Below are 17,289 nucleotides of genomic sequence, written 5' to 3'. Positions count from 1 at the left end.
CGTCTCATTCCGGGATCTTTCCGCCGACCACCCCGAGAGCTCGTCTCCGAACTACCGGCTCTGTCCCACGGCGCCGTTAGAGCGCTTGCCAGTCCGGCTTGTTTCGGTATGAGGAGGCATAGTATTCGGCGTTGCTCAGGTGCCTCGCGGCCGCCTCGTCGACGAGAACAGTCGTGTGCGGATGCAGTTGAAGTGCCGAGGCAGGATTCGACGCCGATATCGGACCTTCGACAGCCGCGGCGACCGCCTGAGCCTTGCTCTCTCCAAACGCGAGAAGCACGAGATGCCGCGCCTTGAGGATGGTTGAGACCCCCTGGGTGATGCAGTGCCGCGGGACTTCGTCCTCCGACGGGAAGAACCGGGCGTTGTCGTGCCGGGTCTGCGCGGTCAACGTCTTCACCCGAGTGCTCGACCCCAGCGACGATCCTGGTTCGTTGAACCCGATATGACCGTTGCCGCCCAGGCCCAGGAGTTGCAGATCCACACCCCCGGATGCCGCGATTTCGGCCTCATACTCGGCGGGGGCGTCCTTGATCGTCTCCGTTGCCCCGTTCGGCACGCGTATCTGCGACGGGGTCAGGCGCAGTGGTTCGATCACCTCACGGGTGATGACTGCTCGATATGACTGAGGGTGACCTTCCGGCAGGCCCACGTATTCGTCCAGCGCGAATCCCCGCACGCGGGATGTGTCCACTTCCCATTCGGCAATCAGTCGTTCCAAGGCTCGATAGACCGGCAGCGGCGTTGATCCCGTAGCCAGCCCAAGAACAGCGTCGGGCTTGTGTTGAATGAGCGTGAGGATGTGCCGGGCGACCAGCTCTGCAGCAACATCCTGGGGCAGGATCAGGACTTCCATGATCCGTCGTCCCCCAGGAGGGCAGCTCCGACCGCGGCGGCGTGACTTCCTTCTGGCACGAGCATGAGGCGTCCCGGCAGATTCAGCGATTCGAGAAATGGCGAAGACTCTGCCCAGCCGGCCAACACTCCGTGGACCTCGCCAATCAGAGTCCTCCCCAGACGAGTCAGCCCGCCGCCCAAGACCACGGCGTTCACATCCACGGTGAGCACGAGGACGCGCACGGCTGATGCGATTCCCTCGACCAGCCGCCTTTGCACAGCCCTCGCGGCAAGGTCGCCCCCTGCTGCGGCGGCGAGAAGCGCGCGAACTGGGTACGGATCATCGGTCGACCACTGCCGAGCGATCCCGGATCCACTTGCCACCGTCTCCAAGCATCCCCGCTGACCGCAGGGGCATCGAGCACCGCCGGGGTCTATCGGGATGTGCCCTACCTCGCCGGCCGCACCCTTCGCTCCGCGCAGTACCCGTCCATCGACGATGATGCCGGCCGCCGTTCCGGTACCGAGGTTCAGATAGGCCATCGAATTGCGGACGGCCATCACCCGGTATGCCCCGAGCGCGGCCGCCTTGACGTCGTTGTCGACTCGAACTGTGGAGCCGAAGCGCTGGGCAAGCTGGTTGCCCAGGTCGAGCCTTGTCACTCCGAGATTCAGAGCATGCTGGACTTCGCCGGTCACCGTGTTGACGGTGCCGGGCACGCCGACGCCGATGGCGTCCAGGCCTGACATCGCAACATGGCTCAGCTCGGCGACTCGGTTGGCGGCTGCCACGGCCGTATCGATGACCGCGCGGGGCCCCGGCACGGTGGGCAACTCGACGGAGTACAGGACCCGACCGCATCCGTCCACCGCGACGGCCTCGGTCTTCGTACCGCCGATGTCGATACCGATTCTCACGGCCGCCGAGCGGGGACCGGCCGGAGATGTGCTGGTCGAGTCTGAACCCACGTCGTCTTCTTTGCTTTGCTCGGGAGCGGTCAGTGTGGACCGCCGGCCGTCGAAACGATCGCACGACGGTTTCGACGACCGGTGGCGACGCACGACTACCTGCTCGCTGCTGCCTCGGGCCACAGCTCGGACAGGTACCAGTCCTTGATGTCCTTGGCCTTGCCGAGCTTCCCCATCCCGACGAAGATCGACGCCAGGTCGGAGAGCCATTTCGCCGAGGTCCCGTCCTTGGACTGAGTGACCAGCTCCGCCGTCGTGGGGTACATGATGTTCTCGGCATTGCTCTTGACGGTGGCCTCCGGGATCTTCAGGTACTCCGCCGTCAACTTGATGGTCTGCTCCTTGTGCGTCAGCCAGTAGTCGTTGGCAGCCTGAAGAACCTTGAGGAGCTTGACCAGCGCCGGCTTGTTCGTCGCAGCGAAATGGTTGCTGGCGACGATCGTCCCGGGGAAGGTGTTCTTCGGGTAGAACTCCTTGTCGGACGCCAGCTCGATCAGGCCGGGCTGGGCCTTCTTGATCGTGTCGACCAACGGGTACCAGATCGCAGCGGCGTCCACCTGCCCGGCGGACAAGGCCGAGACCACCGTCGACGGGTCCATGTTCACCGGCTGGATGTCGGCCTCGGTCATGTGCGCCCTCTTCAAGGCGAGCTGGAGGATCATGTCGCCGGACGTGCCCTGGGGGACGGCCACCTTCTTGCCGCGGAGATCCTTGATCGACGAGATGCCCTTCCCCGGCAGGGCCACGACTCGGTCGGCCAGGCCGAGCCCATTGATGGAGATCACCTTCGCCTGACCGGCGGCGGCCATCCAGAGCGCGCCGGGGCCGATGCTGCCGGTGTCGATGTCACCCGTCTGCATCGCCTGGATCTGAAGGGGTCCATTGGTGAAGACCTTCGGGTCGATCTTCACGCCGTACTTGCTCCACAGCCCCAGCTTGTCGGCCACGGCCAGCGCGTAGCTCCCGTTGAAGTCCCCGATGTAGCCGAACTCGATCGTCGGAATCTCCGCCGTCGAACTCGCGCTCGGGGTCGAGCTCTGCGCGCATCCGGATATGGCCGTGGCCGCCGCTGCGATCGTTGCGATCACGGCGATTCGTCTCAGGCGACTCTTACTGTTCAACGAACTTCCTTTCTGTGTGAGTGAAGGCCGGATCATCGGTGATCTCGACCAGGAGGAGAAGTGCACGCATGAGGTGGAAGGGATCCTTCACGGGGAGCAGTGCCTGAGGATCCGGCTCTGAGGGGACGCCCTGCCGAGTGAGGATCTGATTCCATTCCCGCCCAGGACCCGCCGGGAATCGGGAGAACGAGTACTCGTCCAGCCGCCAGAACCAGTTCAGAGCCCGCTCATCGCCGGTGCGCGTCCAGAGGAGCAAGGCCGAGTACATGGCCTCGGTGTGCGGCCACCAGAGCTTCAGGTCCCAGGTGCTCAGAACGGTCCGCTCGTAGTCGGAGCCGGTGCGTGCTCCCCGCGGTGCGCCGCCATCCTTGTCGACGAAGCGGAAGAGGCCCCCGAACTCCGCGTCCCAGGCGCGCTGACACTGGAAATCGAGCACATCGACCAGCCAGGGCGCCGTCGTGCTGTCCGGTGACGCGGCCGCTCCCGGCAGGGGCTCCGCAACGTCGAGCATGAACCACAGGGACTCGAGCAGGTGCCCCGGATTCCGGTGCCTGGCCTCCACCGTCTCCGTCGCCTCCTGCCCCAGAGGCCGGAGCTCGCAGCTGTCGACGCCGTTCTCGAAGAACTCCGATCGAAGCTGCCGAGCAGCAGCGAGCGCGACCATGGCGCTGCTCTGCGACCCGGTCGCCTTGTGGACCTCGGAGGCGGAGTTCATGAGGATCATCGGCGGGCCGAACCCGGCGAACCCGGGGGGAACCGGGTAGGGAGCGGTCCGCGCCGTCTTCGCTTCGATGCGCGATGCCGCGCCCGAAAGCAGGCGATCAGCGAGCGAACCCCACTCGGGCGCGTTCGACTCGCGGGAGAGGGCGGCGAAGCCCGACGCCACGAACAGGTCGGCGTAGACGCTCGAGTGCAGCTCGGTGCCGGTGAATCCGAGAGTGGGCGAGCCCTCGCGAGTGAGGAAGTTCGCGCAGGTGCCGTCCTCGAGGATCGCGGAGTCGCGAACGAACGAGGCCGACTGGGCCGCCAGCCGCAGCAGCTCCTCCGCGTCGACCTCCGGCAGCAACCCGCGCTTGGCCACGCGCGCCAGGGAGGCCAGGGTCCAGATCCACCGACCTTGCGACCACACGTACTTGTCGGTGGACATCAATCGGGTGCCGTCGCCGCCCCAGAAGGTGAACACTCCGCCGTACTCGCGGTCGACGCCGTGGGTCAGCCACCACGGCAGGACATCCTGTTGGAGGTGACGAGCGAGAGAGGCGAGCCGCGCGGCGACGCGGTCGTGCTCGTCGCTCATGCGTCCGGCCCCAGGGCGGACGGCTGGTGGTACACCGCTCGCCACACGCGCCGACGGACGTCCTCGAACTCGTCGGAGAGGCGGATCTCCTCCGTGCGCGGGTAAGGCAAGCCCACGTCGATGATCTCGCGGATCCGGCCGGGCCGGCTCTCCATGACCACGACCCGGTTAGCGAGGTAGACGGCCTCGTCGACGTCGTGGGTCACGAACATGACCGTGCGGCGCTCTTCCGACCAGGTGCGCAGCAGATTCTCCTGCATGTGCACCCTGGTGAGCGCGTCCAGGGCGCCGAAGGGCTCGTCCATCAACAGGATCTTCGGATCGGCGGCGTAGGCCCGTGCGATCGCGCAACGCTGCTTCATCCCCCCGGACAGCGTCTTCGGCAAGGCATTCGCGAAGTCGCCCAGTCCCACTAGATCGATGTAGTGCCGAGCCCGCTCCGCACGCTCCTTCGCCGGCACGCGCGCGAGTTTCGGTCCGAACTCGACGTTCTTCTGCACCGTCATCCACGGGAACAGCGCGTACTGCTGGAAGATCACGCCTCGATCGGGATGAGGCCCGCGGACGACATCCTTGCCGACCATGACGTTGCCCGAATCGGCCTGCAGAAGCCCCGCCGCGATGTTGAGCAGGGTGCTCTTGCCACAGCCGGATGGGCCGACGACGGTCACGAACTCGCCGTCCTCGATGGTCAGGCTGACATCGTGAAGAGCCTGGAAGCCCTTCGATCCGAAGGTCTTGCTCACATGCTGGAAGTCGATGTCCGGCATCGCTAGATCCTTTCCTGCCAGCCGCCGAGCTTTCGCTCAGCGCGAAGCAGCAGTTGGTCCATCAGCAACCCGATGACTCCGATCGCGATGAGTTGCACGAAGATCGTCGGAAGGTCGTAATAGAGCTGCGCCTGTTGCATCCGGAACCCGAGCCCTGACTGAGCGGCGATCAGCTCCGCGGCGACCAGCGTCGCCCAGGCCGATCCCAGGCCGATCCGCATTCCCACCAGGATGAACGGCGTCGAGGCGGGGACGATGACGAACCGGAAGAGGTCGGAGTTCTTGGCTCCCAGAACCCGAGCCGCGTTGATCATCGTGACGTCGACGGAGATCACGCCCTGGTAGGTCGAGACGAGGGAGGACAGGAACGCGGCAAGGAAGATGACGAAGACCTTGGGAACCTCCCCGATGCCCATCAGGACGATGGCCAGAGGGATGACGGCAAGCGGCGGCACCATGCGCAGGAACTGCATCCACGGAGCGAAGAGGCCCCGGACGATCGGATACCACCCCATGAGGAAGCCGACGGGAATCGCCAACCCGATGCCGATCGCATAGCCGATGAGCACCCGCTGCAGGCTGGCGAGCGTGTCCGAGAGAAGCACGCCGTTCTGGATGCTCGTCCACGCCCGGGACAAGACCGCGGCGGGGCCGGGGAAGCCGGTGATCCCGATGTTGGACAGGAGGAACCACAGACCAAGGGCAAGCGCCGCTGAACAGACGCCCAGCAGCACGCTCTGCGCGACGGAGAATTTCCTGTTGAGCTGCATCAGACTTGATCCGCAACCCCGTCGACGTCGGCCATGCGACCGTCCCCGACTTCTCCCATGTAGCTCATCCAGGTGTAGGCGGTGTCGCCCCGCTCATACAGTTCTCGATAGAGCAGAGCGCCCAGCCGTTCTCTGTCTTCTCGGTAGATCGGCGCGTCGTACACGTTGTGCAGCTCGTCGGGGTCGACGACCAGGTCGTACAGCTCGTTGACGCTGCCCGGGTTGAAGATGTACTTGAACCGCTGGTCGCGGATCATCCTCTGGTCGTGCATGAAGTGATGGCCGTGGAATTCGGCGACGATGTGCTGCGGCCATTCGTCCGGCGTGCCGCCCGCGAGGAGGGGCACGAGCGTCGTGCCGTCGGCGGTCGGGAGAGGCTCGAGACCCGCCAGGTCCAGGATGGTGGGCGCCAGGTCGATGAGCGACGCGAACTCCTGACGCCGCTGAGGCGGCAGGCCGGGCACCCGAATGATGCCCGGGATCCGGTAGATGTCCTCGTACATGGCCGGGCCCTTGTCATTGAGGCGGTGGGCACCGGTGAACTCGCCGTGGTCCGCGGTGAAGATGACCGAGGTGCTGTCCCAGAGCCCCGACTCGTCGACTCGCGCGAGGATCATGCCCATGCAGCGATCGATCATGGTGACGTAGCCCCAGTAGACCGCGATCAACTTGCGCCATTGATCCTCATCGAACGAATCCGACGACCAGTACTCGCTGTATCGTCGCTGAACCTCGGGTTTGCCATCGAAGGTCTCGGCGAACGAGGCGGGCAGCTCGACGAGGTCGGGGTCGTACATGTCGTAGAACTCATCCGGGATGAGGTACGGCAGGTGCGGGCCGAACCAGCTGCAGGTGAGCATGAAGGGCGTGCCCTCTGCGCGGTAGTCGCGGCCATATCGCTCGAGAAGGGTCAGCGCGCTGTCCGTGATGAATGACTCCATCGTGGCCTCGAACGGCTGCTGCAGGCGACCGGCGAGAAGGTGGCCGCGCCCGGAGTCGTTGAACGACGTGCCGAAGATCGGCTCCTTCACGGCGAACGGCGGGTAGCCACGGTCCCCCAACCACCGAAGGTAGGAGTCGTGATGAAAGGGGTTCAGAGCGCCGGCCAGGTGCTCCCCATCCATGCCGTAGTCCTCGGGTCCCTTGTGGCGACCGATGTGCCACTTGCCGACGTGCCCCACGTTGTAGCCGGCTTCCAGCAACGGCGCGGACAGCACCGGAGTCCCCTCGCCGATCTCCGACTGAAGCCCGCTGCTCCTCTCGGGGTTGCCCAACAAGCCGTGACGGAATGGGTGCATCCCGGTGAAGAGCGACGCTCGCGCGGGCGTACAGATCGCGGTCGGCGTGTAGAAGCGGTCGAACTGAGTCCCGCTCTCCGCAAGACGATCGATGGCGGGCGTGCTCGTGACCCCGTTCCCGTAACTCCGCAGGGAGTCCGCCCGATGCTGATCAGTCATCAGCACGAGGACGTTTGGCGTCGCTGCCGTCAAGGTTGCTCCTCATTTAATCCGTAACGCGACAATATTCGTCTCCGCCCTCCAGCGCAAGACGGAAGCGCAATCGTTACGTCCGCGGCGACGCGACAGCGGTCGGACGCCGGGCCAGATAGGCGCCCGATCAGCTCGGAATCGTCGACGGCGACGCGATGAAAGGACGCGAACGGCGACGGCTGAGGCCGTCGGTCAGCGGCGTCTCAGAGTCCGATGGAGGGCATGACCAGGGCCACCGCGCCCCTCGCTGCCACACTCGAATCCAGGGCACCGGGCACCACTCGAACCTCGCGTGGTGAATTGGGCAACGCCTGCTCTCGGATTGCCTGCCTGATCGGAGCCAGGGCGATCTCGCCGAGATTGGCGATGTCACCGCCCACGACCACGAGCTCGGGGTCGAGCTGCACCGAGCATGCGGCAACCACCCGACCCAGCAATGAGGATGCGTGCCCGATCAGGTCGAGAACAACCGTGTTCCCCGCTCGTGCCTCAGCAAGCAGTTCACTCTCGTCGCCCAACACGACGCCTGCATTTGCACAGTCCGAGAGCAGGGCGTCGATGCCGGCATACATCTCAATGCAGCCACGACTCCCGCAGTAGCATGGGCGACCAGCTTCGGGGTCCACACTGATGTGTCCAATCTCGCCAGCCGCTCCATGTGCTCCCTGCAGCAGCTGTCCCCTGACCACAGAGCCGCTCCCGATCCCACTGGACCATCGAATGTAGAGCGCGTTTTCGGAACCGCGCGCCGCGCCCCAAGTCGCCTCGGCGAGAGCAGCCAGACGAGAGTTGTTCGCAACGGCGACGGTGACACTCAGCTCTTCAGCAAGTCGACTTTGAAAGGCACTCACGTCACTTTGGGGGACGACCACATTCACTATTCCGGACAGGCCGACGCCCACTGACCTGATCGTGCCCAGTTGCACATCATTGTCGCTCGCCGTCTTGCGGATCAGTCGGATCGTCTGTTCGGCGCGGCTCACCAGGTCTCCTGATCCGCTGGCCGCAGGCTCGATCCCCTCGCCCACCACCTCGTACGCCGCGTTGACCAGTACGACCCGCGTGTGCCGTCTTCCGATATCGACACCAGCCACGAGTGTCGTCCTCAGGTTCAGCGCCACTTTCGTCGACGGTCGTCCCCGCGTCTTGGGAGCAGCCGCCAGGGCGACCTGCACGACGAGTTCTTGGCGCAATAGCTCGGCAACCACCTCGAAAACCGTGGTGCGCGAGAGGCCTGTGTAGTCAGCCAATTCTGCGCGACTGACTTGCCCGCGTTCGAGCATCGCCGTGAGGATGCGACGTTCGTTGTCGACTCGGACCGCACGAACCTTTTGCTCAGGCACTGGGATCGAGCTAGGTGTCATGGTGGAACTCCATGTTCGGGCAAGTATCCCACTCCGGATCTCTCCGAGGTGCTTTGGTACGTCGATCGCCCTTGAGTCTGGCCTATCGGGTCAGGGACCGCTGCCGAACCCTGTCGAAACGTGCGCCCGCTCGCTTCGGGCTCGAGCGATCCAAAGAGATCCCGTCCCGATGACGGTTCCGCACGCCGTCGCCGTGGCGACAAGCCGCGCGTCCGCGGTCTCGTGGCCGTTCGGTTGCACGATGCGAGGGCCACCGATCGATCTCGGCTATCCCCTGTTCAACAGCGGACTGAACCGTCGGATCTGATACCGCAGGGACGCTCCCAATGCGACGAGCCCGAACCCGACGCCTGCCAAGACGCTCCCCAGGACTCCGATCCGGGTGAAGGCGGAGAGCATCATGGCGGCCCCCGAGCCGCCGACGACCGAGTTCACCACCGCCACCATGGTCGCGGTGGTGAACAAGACCGACCCGCGCCGGTACCGGACGCCCAGCGAGCCCTGGCTGCCGAGGGAATCCGGGGGGAAGAACGGCGCCGCTGAAGGGTCCAGGCTCGCGTAGTACGCCCGGATCCGTTGGATCCGGGCCAGCGCCACGGCATTGACCACGCTCGTATCGACCAACCGCACGACCGTGAACCATCCGAGGGCGAACAGGGTCGGGAACACCGTCGACGCGAAGGCGAGGAGAAGGCCCGGAGCCTGACCGGCGAACCCGATCGCGACGAGACCACCCGATACTGCAGCGAGGTAGATCGATGCCCGTCCGCCGCTCTCTCCGATGGTCGAGCTCGCGGCCGATTGAAGCGCGAAGTGTTCCGTGCCCAGAGCAGCGAGGAGAGCCGGACTCGGGGCCACGGGCTCGACCTGAGACTCGTTCGTCATGAGGACGAAACCCTCGGCTCTATTTCGCCGATCGGGCGAGCCACTCGTCGAACCGCGTCGCGCCGAGATGCAGCTCGGTGATCCTGGGATCCTGACCGGGTATCAGCGACGTATCGTTGACCACGCCGCCGAAGTATCCGACGGTCGGATCAGAGACGACGCGTCGCGTGTCGCCGCGCGATGCCAGGATCGACGTCGCCAGGTCCGCGAGGCGAAGCTGCTCCGGACCGGCGAGCTCGGTGATGCCGTTCGACGGCGGCTGAATTGCCGCGTCGGCCAGAGCGGCGGACACATCGGCCGCCGCGATCGGCTGCATGAGGACCGGCGACATCCGGATGACGTCACCCTCAGCCGCGCCCTCGGCGAGAGCGGGGACGAACTCGAAGAACTGAGTGGCGCGGATGACACTGAACGGCAGTCCGCTGCCGGTCACGATGCCTTCCTGCGCGACTTTCGCGCGCATGTACCCGATGTCGGGCATGCGGTCGGCTCCCACGATCGACAAGACGAGGTAGTGCCCGACGCCGGCATGCGTCGCCGCTTCGACGAGGTTGCCGGTGGACCGTCGGAAGAAGTCCATGACGGCGTCGTCGGCGAAGGACGGCGAGTTGGGGATGTCGATCACGACGTCGGCGCCCTCGAGTGCCTCTGCGACACCACGCCCGGTCACGCTGTCGACGCCTGTAGACGGCGATGCCGGCACCACGTCGTGGCCGCCCTTCTGGAGGAGGTCGACGACGCCTCTCCCGATCAATCCCGTTCCTCCGATGACCACGATCTTCATGACTTTTCCTCTCCGGACCGGCGCGTTCGCCGTCTCCCCAAGATCGACCGGGTGGCGCCACGATCTGTGACAGCGCGCGTTCGGACGGCCACGGCTCCCTGCCGAGCAGGGAAGTCGGTCACAGATCGCGACGCTGCGCGGTCAGAAGGAGAGGACGCCGGCACGGCAGAATGCCGGCGAAGGGAGAATGGCCGCATGGAACCAGGCTTGACCGAGGCGCTCACCGCCTACGACGCCGTGCGGCCGCGCTTGTTCGGCGTTGCGTACCGGATGCTGGGCAGCGTGGCCGAGGCGGAGGACGTCCTCCAGGACGCCTGGATCCGATGGCAGGCGACCGACCGCAGCGCGGTCCTCGAACCGGCTGCGTTCCTGATGACGATGGTGACCCGCCTTTCCATCAACGGGCTGACCTCGGCGCGCGTGCGGCGCGAGGCGTACGTGGGGCCGTGGCTCCCGGAGCCCGTCGACACGAGCGCCGACCCGACGCTCGGTGCCGAGCGGGCCGAGGCCCTGGGGCTGGCCGTGCTGCTGATGTTGGAGCGGCTGAGCCCGACCGAGCGGGCGGCGTATGTGCTGCGCGAGGCGTTCGCCTATCCCTACGACCAGATCTCCGCGATCGTCCAGGTGTCCGAGCCGGCGACTCGCCAACTCGTGAGTCGCGCCCGCAAGCATCTCGCCGAGGGTCGCCGCCGCGAGGTCCCGGTGGACGAGCAGCGCCGCCTCCTGTCGGTGTTCCTCACCGCGGCTCGGACTGGCGAGCTGCACGACCTGGAGCAGCTGCTCGCCGAGGACGTCGCCTCCTACTCGGATGGCGGCGGGCTGGTTCGCGCGTCGCGGTTCCCGGTGCTCGGTCGCACAAAGGTCGCCAAGTTCATCCGCGCGTTTCAACCGCACTTCTGGACGGGGATCTCCCTGGTCGAGCGCGAGTTCAACGGCCGTCCGTCCACCGCGCTGGTCCGCGACGGCAGCGTAGTCGCCGTCGTGAACATCGACGCCTCCGAGGACGGCATCGAGCAGATCCAATGGATGATGAGCCCGCAGAAGCTGGGATTGCTGGCAGTCGGTGGTGCCTGAGGAGATCCCGGAGCGGCTCCGTGACGCCCTCGAGCGGCGCGACGCGGCGGCACTCGAGCGTCTCCTGAGCTCGGCCGTGCGGCTGGTGCTCGACACCGGGGACGACGAAGGGCGGACCATCCAGCGGCGGCGGCAGGTGATCCCGTTCCTGCTCAGCCACGCCTCGACGCATCGCAGCCTGCGGATCACCGTCGAGACGGTCAACGGGATGCCGGGCATCGTCCTCCGCGCGAAACGCGGCACCGCCTTGGGGGTTCTCGTGTTGAGCGTCCGGCGCCGGGCCGTGACCGACATCTGGATGGTCGCCGCCCCGGACAAGCTGACCCGATGGTCGGGAGATGACGCGAGCGAGGAGAAGGAGACGCGCGGAAGATCCTGATCGTTGGCGGCGACAGACACGATGGCTTGCTACACGCTCGTCGGCACGGCTTCTATCTCTCGTGAGTGCGGGGTCCAACAGTGGACATCGCCCGGTCGACCGCGGCCGCGAAGCTGCCCCTCCCATTCCCAGCCAGCCACGAATGTTGCGCGGCAATGAGACAACCGAACGCCGCAGCGACAATCGCGCGGGGAGCCGGGTCGTCTTCCGCGAAGGGTGCGCCGACCCGGGCAGCCCGTTCGCGGACCGCAATGACGGCGGCGTCTTGCATGCGCTGCAGCTTCTCCAGGTAGCGGGCGAGGAGGTGCGGTGTATCGAACACGATTCGTTGCATGGGCTCAGCGACCTCATGGTGACCCGGCGCGTCGACGTAGGGCATGAGCAGGTCGAAGCACCGGCGCAGGGATTCCCACACCGGTTCCGCCACCGGCCGGTCGCGGAGCATGGAGAGCATCGCGTCGGCGACGAGGTCGAACTTGCCGACGACGATGTCCTCTTTCGTGGGGAAGTAGCGGAAGACGCTGCGCGCGGAGATTCCGACAGCGGCGGCGATGTCATCGATCGTGTCCTGGCTCACCACGGACAAGGAATGACCATGCCCAACAGCAAGACCATCATCATTACCGGCGCCAGTGACGGGATCGGCGCTGCCGGAGCCCGGAAGCTCCACAGCGACGGCCATCACGTCGTCATCGTCGGACGATCTCCCCAGAAGACCCAGACAATCGCCCGTGAACTAGACGCCGATCACTTCCTGGCCGACTTCACCAGACTCGAGGACGTGCGCACGCTCGCTGCCGACCTCGACAGCGCTTACCCGCACATCGACGTTCTCGCCAACAATGCCGGCGGCATTTTCGGTGACCGCACCAAGACCGCGGACGGGTTCGAGAAGACCTTCCAGGTCAACCACCTCGCCCCCTTCCTGCTGACCAACCTCCTCATGGAGAAGCTGATCAACAGCAGGGCCACCATCATCCAGACCTCCAGCTCGGGCGCACGGCTGTTCGGCAAGATCGAGCTCGACGACCTGAACCACGACAAAGACTTCACCCCCCAACTGGCGTACGGGACCGTGAAGTTGGAGAACATCCTGTTCACCAAAGAGCTGCACCGGCGCTACCACGGCCGAGGGATCTCCGCAGCCGCTTTCCACCCTGGCGCGGTAGCCACGAGCTTCGCGACCGAGTCGGACAGCTTCATGAAGCGCATCTACACCAGCCGATTAGGCCGCGCGTTCATGGCCAGCCCAGACAAAGGTGCCGACCAAATGGTGTGGCTGGCCGAGACAGACCCCGGAGCGGTATGGGAGTCCGGCACCTACTACGAAAACCGCAGACCCGCCAAACGGAATAACCCCCAGACCCTTGACGCGGACCTCGCCGCCGAACTCTGGGAGCGCTCCGAGCGACTCGTCACTCAAGCCTCCCGCTAACGGGAGTCCTGCCCAGAAGGGGCCGAGACCGACACCACGAACGGAGGACCACGTCTAGTCCAGGCCAGCAACCTCCCGCGCCGCTTTGGTGAAGGTGCTGGTGACAGAGGCCGGACCATCTAGATAGCCACCGATCAGAGCAGCGTCGCGGAGCAGCACCAGGGTGCGGGCGCGCTCAGCGGGATCCGGGCGCCCAGCGTTGGCAAGTGCGGCCTCCAATGCTTGGCGAAACCAGTTCCGATGAGCCGTGACCCGCTGCCGCACACCAGAGTTCGGATCGGGATACTCGGCCGAGGCGTTGATGAAAGGGCAGCCCCGCGTGTGATAGCGGAGCGCATCCTCCGCGATCCCGCCGACCACCATTTCGAGATAGTGCTGGGGGCTGGTGGCGTGCTCCTCCGCCGCGCTGAAGTACCCGCGGATCGTCTGATCCTCGCGGTCCAGGTACGACTCGACGAGCCCCTCCTTGCCAGCGAAGTGCCGGTAGAGCGTCGCCCGCGTCACACCGGCTTCGCCAAGGATGCGGTCCACGCCGACGCTGTTGATGCCGTCTCGGTAGAACAACTCGGACGCAACCCGCAAGAGACGTTCACGGGGCTCCGACGGGCGAAGCTTCGGATCCTCTAGCGCACTCACGATCACAGGCTACCAGAACGTTCTTTCTTGGACGATCTTTGATTTCGGATTTGACAGACAGCAGATCGATGATCCAAGCTTCCAAAGAGAAAGAACGATCTTTCTTCCAAGACGGATAGCGATGACGTCCCTCCTCGCTGCAGATCCGAAAACCCAGGGACAGATTCGAGATCAACCAATGTCCACGCTCACTGTCGGCACCGAGAACGGTTCTCCCGTCGAGCTCTACTACGAAGTCCAGGGATCGGGAGCACCGGTCGTCCTCATCCACGGCTGGCCGCTGAACGGCCGGTCATGGGAGAAGCAGGTCGCGGCTCTCGTCGCAGCCGGCTACCAGGCCATCACCTACGACCGTCGCGGCTTCGGCCAGTCGACCCCGACGTGGGACGGCCACGACTTCGACACCGTCGCCTCGGACCTCGACGCGCTGCTGACACACCTGGGCCTCAGCGGTGTCACGCTCGTCGGCTTCTCGGCCGGAGGCGGGGCGGTCGCCCGCTACATCGGCACCTACGGCACGGACCGGGTCTCCAAGGCCGTTCTCGCCAGTGCGGTCACCCCGTTCCTGCACGTCACCGAGGGCAACCCCGAAGGCGATCTCGACGACGCGACGATCGGCCACTTCGAAGGCGGGATCGCCGCGGACCGCGCCGACTTCGTCGACCACTTCCTCACCTTGTTCTACTCGACCGCGGATGGACTGGCGGTCAGCGAGGCCCAGCGGCTCTATGGTCGGGACCTCGCCAACATCGCGTCACCGCGCGCCACCTTCGCGGGTGTGTCCGCCTTCGGTCGCACCGATTTCCGCGCCGACCTGGAGAAGTTCACGGTGCCGACGCTCGTCATCCACGGTGACGCCGACCAGGTCGTCCCGTTCTGGATCAGCGGCCGCCGCTCGGCCGAGTCGATCCCGGGCAGTGAGCTCGTCGTCATCGAAGGCGGCCCGCATGGCATCAACGTGTCGCACGCCGACCAGTTCAACAGCGCCCTCCTCACCTTCCTCGCCCGCTGAAGCCCTACCTCCTATCCCCCTCCCCAATGAACAGGCGCATCGTCGCCGCGAAAGGAAACACCATGTCCACCACCCGCACGCTCAAGACCGCCGGCATCGCCGCGGCCGCCGTTGTCGCGCTCGGCCTCGCCATCCCGGCGGCGGCTTCCGCAGCGACCCCGGCCCGCGCGATCAACTCCCAACCAGCAAAGCCGACCGTCGTCCTCGTCCATGGCGCCTGGGCCGATGCCTCCAGCTTCGCCCCGGTGGCCAAACGCCTCCAGCGCGACGGTTACACCGTGCTTGACGCCCCGAATCCGCTCCGCGGGCTTTCCACGGACGCCGCATCCGTCGCCGCATTCGTGAACCAGGCCACCACCGGGCCCGTCGTCCTCGTCGGCCACTCCTACGGCGGAAGCGTGATCACGGCCGCAGCCTCCACGCTGCCCCGAGTCACCGACCTGGTCTACGTCGATGCCTTCGCGCCGGCCACCGGCGAGTCCATCGTCGGCCTCAGCAAGGGATCCGGATCGGCGTTCGACACCGACCCGGCCACCGTGTTCGACGCCGTCCAGGACCCGAACATGCCCACCGGCGACCCGGACCTCTACGTGAAGCGTGACCAGTTCCGCTCGATCTTCGCCGCCCATTTGGACGCGAAGGATGCGGCGGTACTCAGCGCCTCCCAGTCCCCGATCGCCGGAGGTGCCCTGCAGGAGACGCTGAGTGGTGCCCCCGCCTGGCAGACCATCCCCAGCTGGTTCGTGATCGGAACCGACGACAAGGTCATCCCGCAGGCCGGCCAGCTGGCCATGGCCCACCGCGCACACGGCCAGATCACGACCGTCGATGCCGACCACCTCTCCATGCTGGAGCGGCCCGCGCAGATCACGCAGGTCATCGAGAAGGCGGCACGGACCAAGTAGAAACCACGAGGGGGCCGGGCGACGAGCTCGCTCGGCCCCCTCCCCGCCTCCAGGCCCCCATCCTCGAGGCGGAGGTAGACCACTGTCCGACGCTCCACATGGAACCATCCAACCGGCGGGACCAAAGTCCCTGGTCAGGACCCGCCCCCTCGGTAGCGTCGCAAGGTGCCCAGCGAGCCCCTCGATGTCGATGAGCACATCGAGGTGGACGGCATCATGATGCGGGTTCGTGCCAACTCAAACGGTCACGGGATTTGGAACGTGTCCGACGAGAGCGGATCGATCGGTACTCTCGCCGAAAGCCACCCCTACCGTCCCGCACCTTCCCCGCGCTACATCGCTCGCAGCAGCAGCTGGCCGACCGCCGAGACGGTCGATGGCTGGGAGGACGGGTTGCGCTTTCTGCTCCGGCACCGCCCGTGACCAGACCTCAATGAGGGCTCCCCTGATGCCCTGGTGCGCCGGCTGGGGGCAGTGGTACTCGTAGAGCGAGCCGATAGCCGCCCCCTGCGGGTCCGGCGGCGAGGTTCCCGCCCAGCAGCTCGGCACGCTCCCGCAGGCCGATGTGCCCGTGGCCCGGTGTCGACGCGGCGTGCGCGGGGCGGTCACCGGCGGTGTTCTCCATCACCAGCACGACATCAGAGCCCTCAATGGTCAGATCCAGCGTGACCGAGGAACCCGGAGCGTGTTTGCTCACGTTCGTCAGACCCTCCTGCACAGTCCGGAACAAGGTGCGTTCCACTGCCGCCGAGAAGGCAAGGCCGGGTGCGACCCGCATCTCGACATCGACGCCGCTGCCGGAGACGAGATCGTCGAGCCGCGCCAGCGACGGTTGCGGCCGCAAGTCGCCGCGCTCCTGAGTGTCGGCCCGGAGCACGAGGATCATCTGCCGCAGCTCATCGAGGGTCTGGACGCAAAGCTGTCGTATCGTCGCCCCCACCCGCTTGACGGAAGGGTCGGCGGCGCCGACCTGAAGGGCACCCGCCTGGACCGTGATCAAGGTCACCTGATGCGAAACCACGTCGTGCATCTCACGTGCGATGCGCGTCCGCTCCGCCCTGAGCACTTCGGCGGCGATCATCCGGCGCGTCTCCGCTCGCGCCTGTCGAAGCTCCTCCAACTGTGCATGCAGGGTCTTGCGGGCGAGCACAAGCTGACCGAGCACGATCGGCGTGACACCGAACATCACTCCGTACAACCCGTCGTACAGCCACGAGATCCGAGCCGAGTAGTCCCACGGCGAGATCCAGAGCACGACCACCGCGGCACCCGCCACGGCGAGAACCCAACGCCGCCGCCTGGTCCCGACGGACACCGTGAAGAGGAGGATGAGCGTCGGGATGAGGATCTCCGCCGTTGCGACGGCGGGGAGGGTGAGGGCGAAAGCGAGCCACGCCCACCGGCGTCGGAGCGCGATCGACAGCACGGCCAACGCTCCGCACCCGAAATCCACCGTGATCCCGACGGGCGTGGAGACGAGGAGTTCTGCCGCCCCGGCCGCGACGAGCGCGACCTCGATGACAATGAGCACTGCGAGGCGCGGGGGGTGCAGGATCGTCAC

General features: G+C 66.1%; 19 protein-coding genes. 6 read left to right on the top strand and 13 right to left on the bottom strand.

Annotated elements, in window-relative coordinates:
• Positions 1-76: 76 nt before the first annotated feature.
• The 10 genes from nagB to ACFPJ4_RS12080 all read right to left on the bottom strand — a co-directional run bounded on the left by nagB (position 77) and on the right by ACFPJ4_RS12080 (position 10,287).
• Positions 77-859 carry a glucosamine-6-phosphate deaminase gene (nagB, locus tag ACFPJ4_RS12125; protein ID WP_386740908.1) on the bottom strand — a complete coding sequence of 261 codons (783 nt, stop codon included), beginning with the start codon at positions 857-859 and terminating at the stop codon, positions 77-79.
• Entirely contained in the window at positions 844-1,899 is a 1,056-nt protein-coding gene (locus ACFPJ4_RS12120; RefSeq protein ID WP_386740703.1) for an ROK family protein, read from the bottom strand. The genes nagB and ACFPJ4_RS12120 overlap by 16 nt, the downstream gene beginning before the upstream one ends.
• A gap of 2 nt (positions 1,900-1,901) precedes the next feature.
• Entirely contained in the window at positions 1,902-2,894 is a 993-nt protein-coding gene (locus ACFPJ4_RS12115; RefSeq protein ID WP_386740702.1) for an aliphatic sulfonate ABC transporter substrate-binding protein, read from the bottom strand.
• 22 nt (positions 2,895-2,916) lie between these two features.
• Positions 2,917-4,224 carry an AGE family epimerase/isomerase gene (locus ACFPJ4_RS12110; RefSeq protein ID WP_386740701.1) on the bottom strand — a complete coding sequence of 436 codons (1,308 nt, stop codon included), beginning with the start codon at positions 4,222-4,224 and terminating at the stop codon, positions 2,917-2,919.
• Positions 4,221-4,994 (bottom strand): ABC transporter ATP-binding protein, encoded by a 774-nt coding sequence (locus ACFPJ4_RS12105; protein ID WP_386740700.1) that lies wholly within the window; start codon positions 4,992-4,994, stop codon positions 4,221-4,223. Before ACFPJ4_RS12105 ends, ACFPJ4_RS12110 begins: the two co-directional genes overlap by 4 nt.
• Before the next feature lie 2 nt (positions 4,995-4,996).
• Positions 4,997-5,764 (bottom strand): ABC transporter permease, encoded by a 768-nt coding sequence (locus ACFPJ4_RS12100; RefSeq protein ID WP_386740699.1) that lies wholly within the window; start codon positions 5,762-5,764, stop codon positions 4,997-4,999.
• On the bottom strand, positions 5,764-7,227 hold the full coding sequence (locus ACFPJ4_RS12095; RefSeq protein WP_386740907.1) for a sulfatase-like hydrolase/transferase: 1,464 nt from the start codon (positions 7,225-7,227) through the stop codon (positions 5,764-5,766). The genes ACFPJ4_RS12100 and ACFPJ4_RS12095 overlap by 1 nt, the downstream gene beginning before the upstream one ends.
• Positions 7,228-7,457: 230 nt before the next feature.
• Positions 7,458-8,618 (bottom strand): ROK family transcriptional regulator, encoded by a 1,161-nt coding sequence (locus tag ACFPJ4_RS12090; protein ID WP_386740698.1) that lies wholly within the window; start codon positions 8,616-8,618, stop codon positions 7,458-7,460.
• A gap of 267 nt (positions 8,619-8,885) precedes the next feature.
• The gene (locus ACFPJ4_RS12085; protein WP_386740697.1) at positions 8,886-9,503 is read right to left on the bottom strand and encodes a hypothetical protein; all 618 of its coding nucleotides are present in this window, start codon (positions 9,501-9,503) and stop codon (positions 8,886-8,888) included.
• Positions 9,504-9,522: 19 nt separating this feature from the next.
• Positions 9,523-10,287, bottom strand: a complete 765-nt coding sequence (locus ACFPJ4_RS12080; protein ID WP_386740696.1) for an SDR family oxidoreductase — start codon at positions 10,285-10,287, stop codon at positions 9,523-9,525.
• 195 nt (positions 10,288-10,482) lie between these two features.
• On the opposite strand from ACFPJ4_RS12080, the gene ACFPJ4_RS12075 reads away from it, so the two are divergent.
• Positions 10,483-11,361, top strand: coding sequence for an RNA polymerase sigma-70 factor (locus ACFPJ4_RS12075; protein ID WP_386740695.1), 879 nt, complete (start codon positions 10,483-10,485; stop codon positions 11,359-11,361).
• Positions 11,354-11,740 (top strand): sigma-70 family RNA polymerase sigma factor family protein, encoded by a 387-nt coding sequence (locus tag ACFPJ4_RS12070; protein ID WP_386740694.1) that lies wholly within the window; start codon positions 11,354-11,356, stop codon positions 11,738-11,740. Before ACFPJ4_RS12075 ends, ACFPJ4_RS12070 begins: the two co-directional genes overlap by 8 nt.
• A 52-nt stretch (positions 11,741-11,792) precedes the next feature.
• On the opposite strand, the gene ACFPJ4_RS12065 is transcribed toward ACFPJ4_RS12070, so the two are convergent.
• A complete protein-coding gene (locus tag ACFPJ4_RS12065) occupies positions 11,793-12,317 on the bottom strand; it encodes a TetR/AcrR family transcriptional regulator (protein ID WP_386740693.1) in 525 nt (174 codons plus the stop codon).
• Between the two features lie 18 nt (positions 12,318-12,335).
• On the opposite strand from ACFPJ4_RS12065, the gene ACFPJ4_RS12060 reads away from it, so the two are divergent.
• Complete coding sequence (locus tag ACFPJ4_RS12060) at positions 12,336-13,175, top strand: SDR family NAD(P)-dependent oxidoreductase (protein WP_386740692.1); 840 nt, start codon at positions 12,336-12,338, stop codon at positions 13,173-13,175.
• A gap of 54 nt (positions 13,176-13,229) precedes the next feature.
• Here the strand turns inward: ACFPJ4_RS12060 and ACFPJ4_RS12055 are convergent, their stop codons facing one another.
• Positions 13,230-13,811, bottom strand: coding sequence for a TetR/AcrR family transcriptional regulator (locus tag ACFPJ4_RS12055; protein ID WP_386740691.1), 582 nt, complete (start codon positions 13,809-13,811; stop codon positions 13,230-13,232).
• Between the two features lie 178 nt (positions 13,812-13,989).
• On the opposite strand from ACFPJ4_RS12055, the gene ACFPJ4_RS12050 reads away from it, so the two are divergent.
• From ACFPJ4_RS12050 to ACFPJ4_RS12040, 3 genes are all read left to right on the top strand, one after another.
• Positions 13,990-14,823, top strand: a complete 834-nt coding sequence (locus ACFPJ4_RS12050; RefSeq protein ID WP_386740690.1) for an alpha/beta fold hydrolase — start codon at positions 13,990-13,992, stop codon at positions 14,821-14,823.
• A gap of 62 nt (positions 14,824-14,885) precedes the next feature.
• Positions 14,886-15,728, top strand: a complete 843-nt coding sequence (locus ACFPJ4_RS12045) for an alpha/beta fold hydrolase (protein WP_386740689.1) — start codon at positions 14,886-14,888, stop codon at positions 15,726-15,728.
• Between the two features lie 165 nt (positions 15,729-15,893).
• Positions 15,894-16,151: a hypothetical protein gene (locus tag ACFPJ4_RS12040; protein WP_386740688.1), complete on the top strand. Its 258-nt coding sequence runs from the start codon at positions 15,894-15,896 to the stop codon at positions 16,149-16,151.
• A gap of 7 nt (positions 16,152-16,158) precedes the next feature.
• Here ACFPJ4_RS12040 and ACFPJ4_RS12035 read toward each other — a convergent pair whose 3' ends face one another.
• Complete coding sequence (locus ACFPJ4_RS12035) at positions 16,159-17,289, bottom strand: sensor histidine kinase (RefSeq protein ID WP_386740687.1); 1,131 nt, start codon at positions 17,287-17,289, stop codon at positions 16,159-16,161.

The sequence above is a fragment of the Lysinimonas soli genome, from assembly GCF_042655435.1.
GTDB lineage: Bacteria > Actinomycetota > Actinomycetes > Actinomycetales > Microbacteriaceae > Lysinimonas > Lysinimonas soli.
This window is presented reverse-complemented; position numbering and strand designations above follow the sequence as displayed.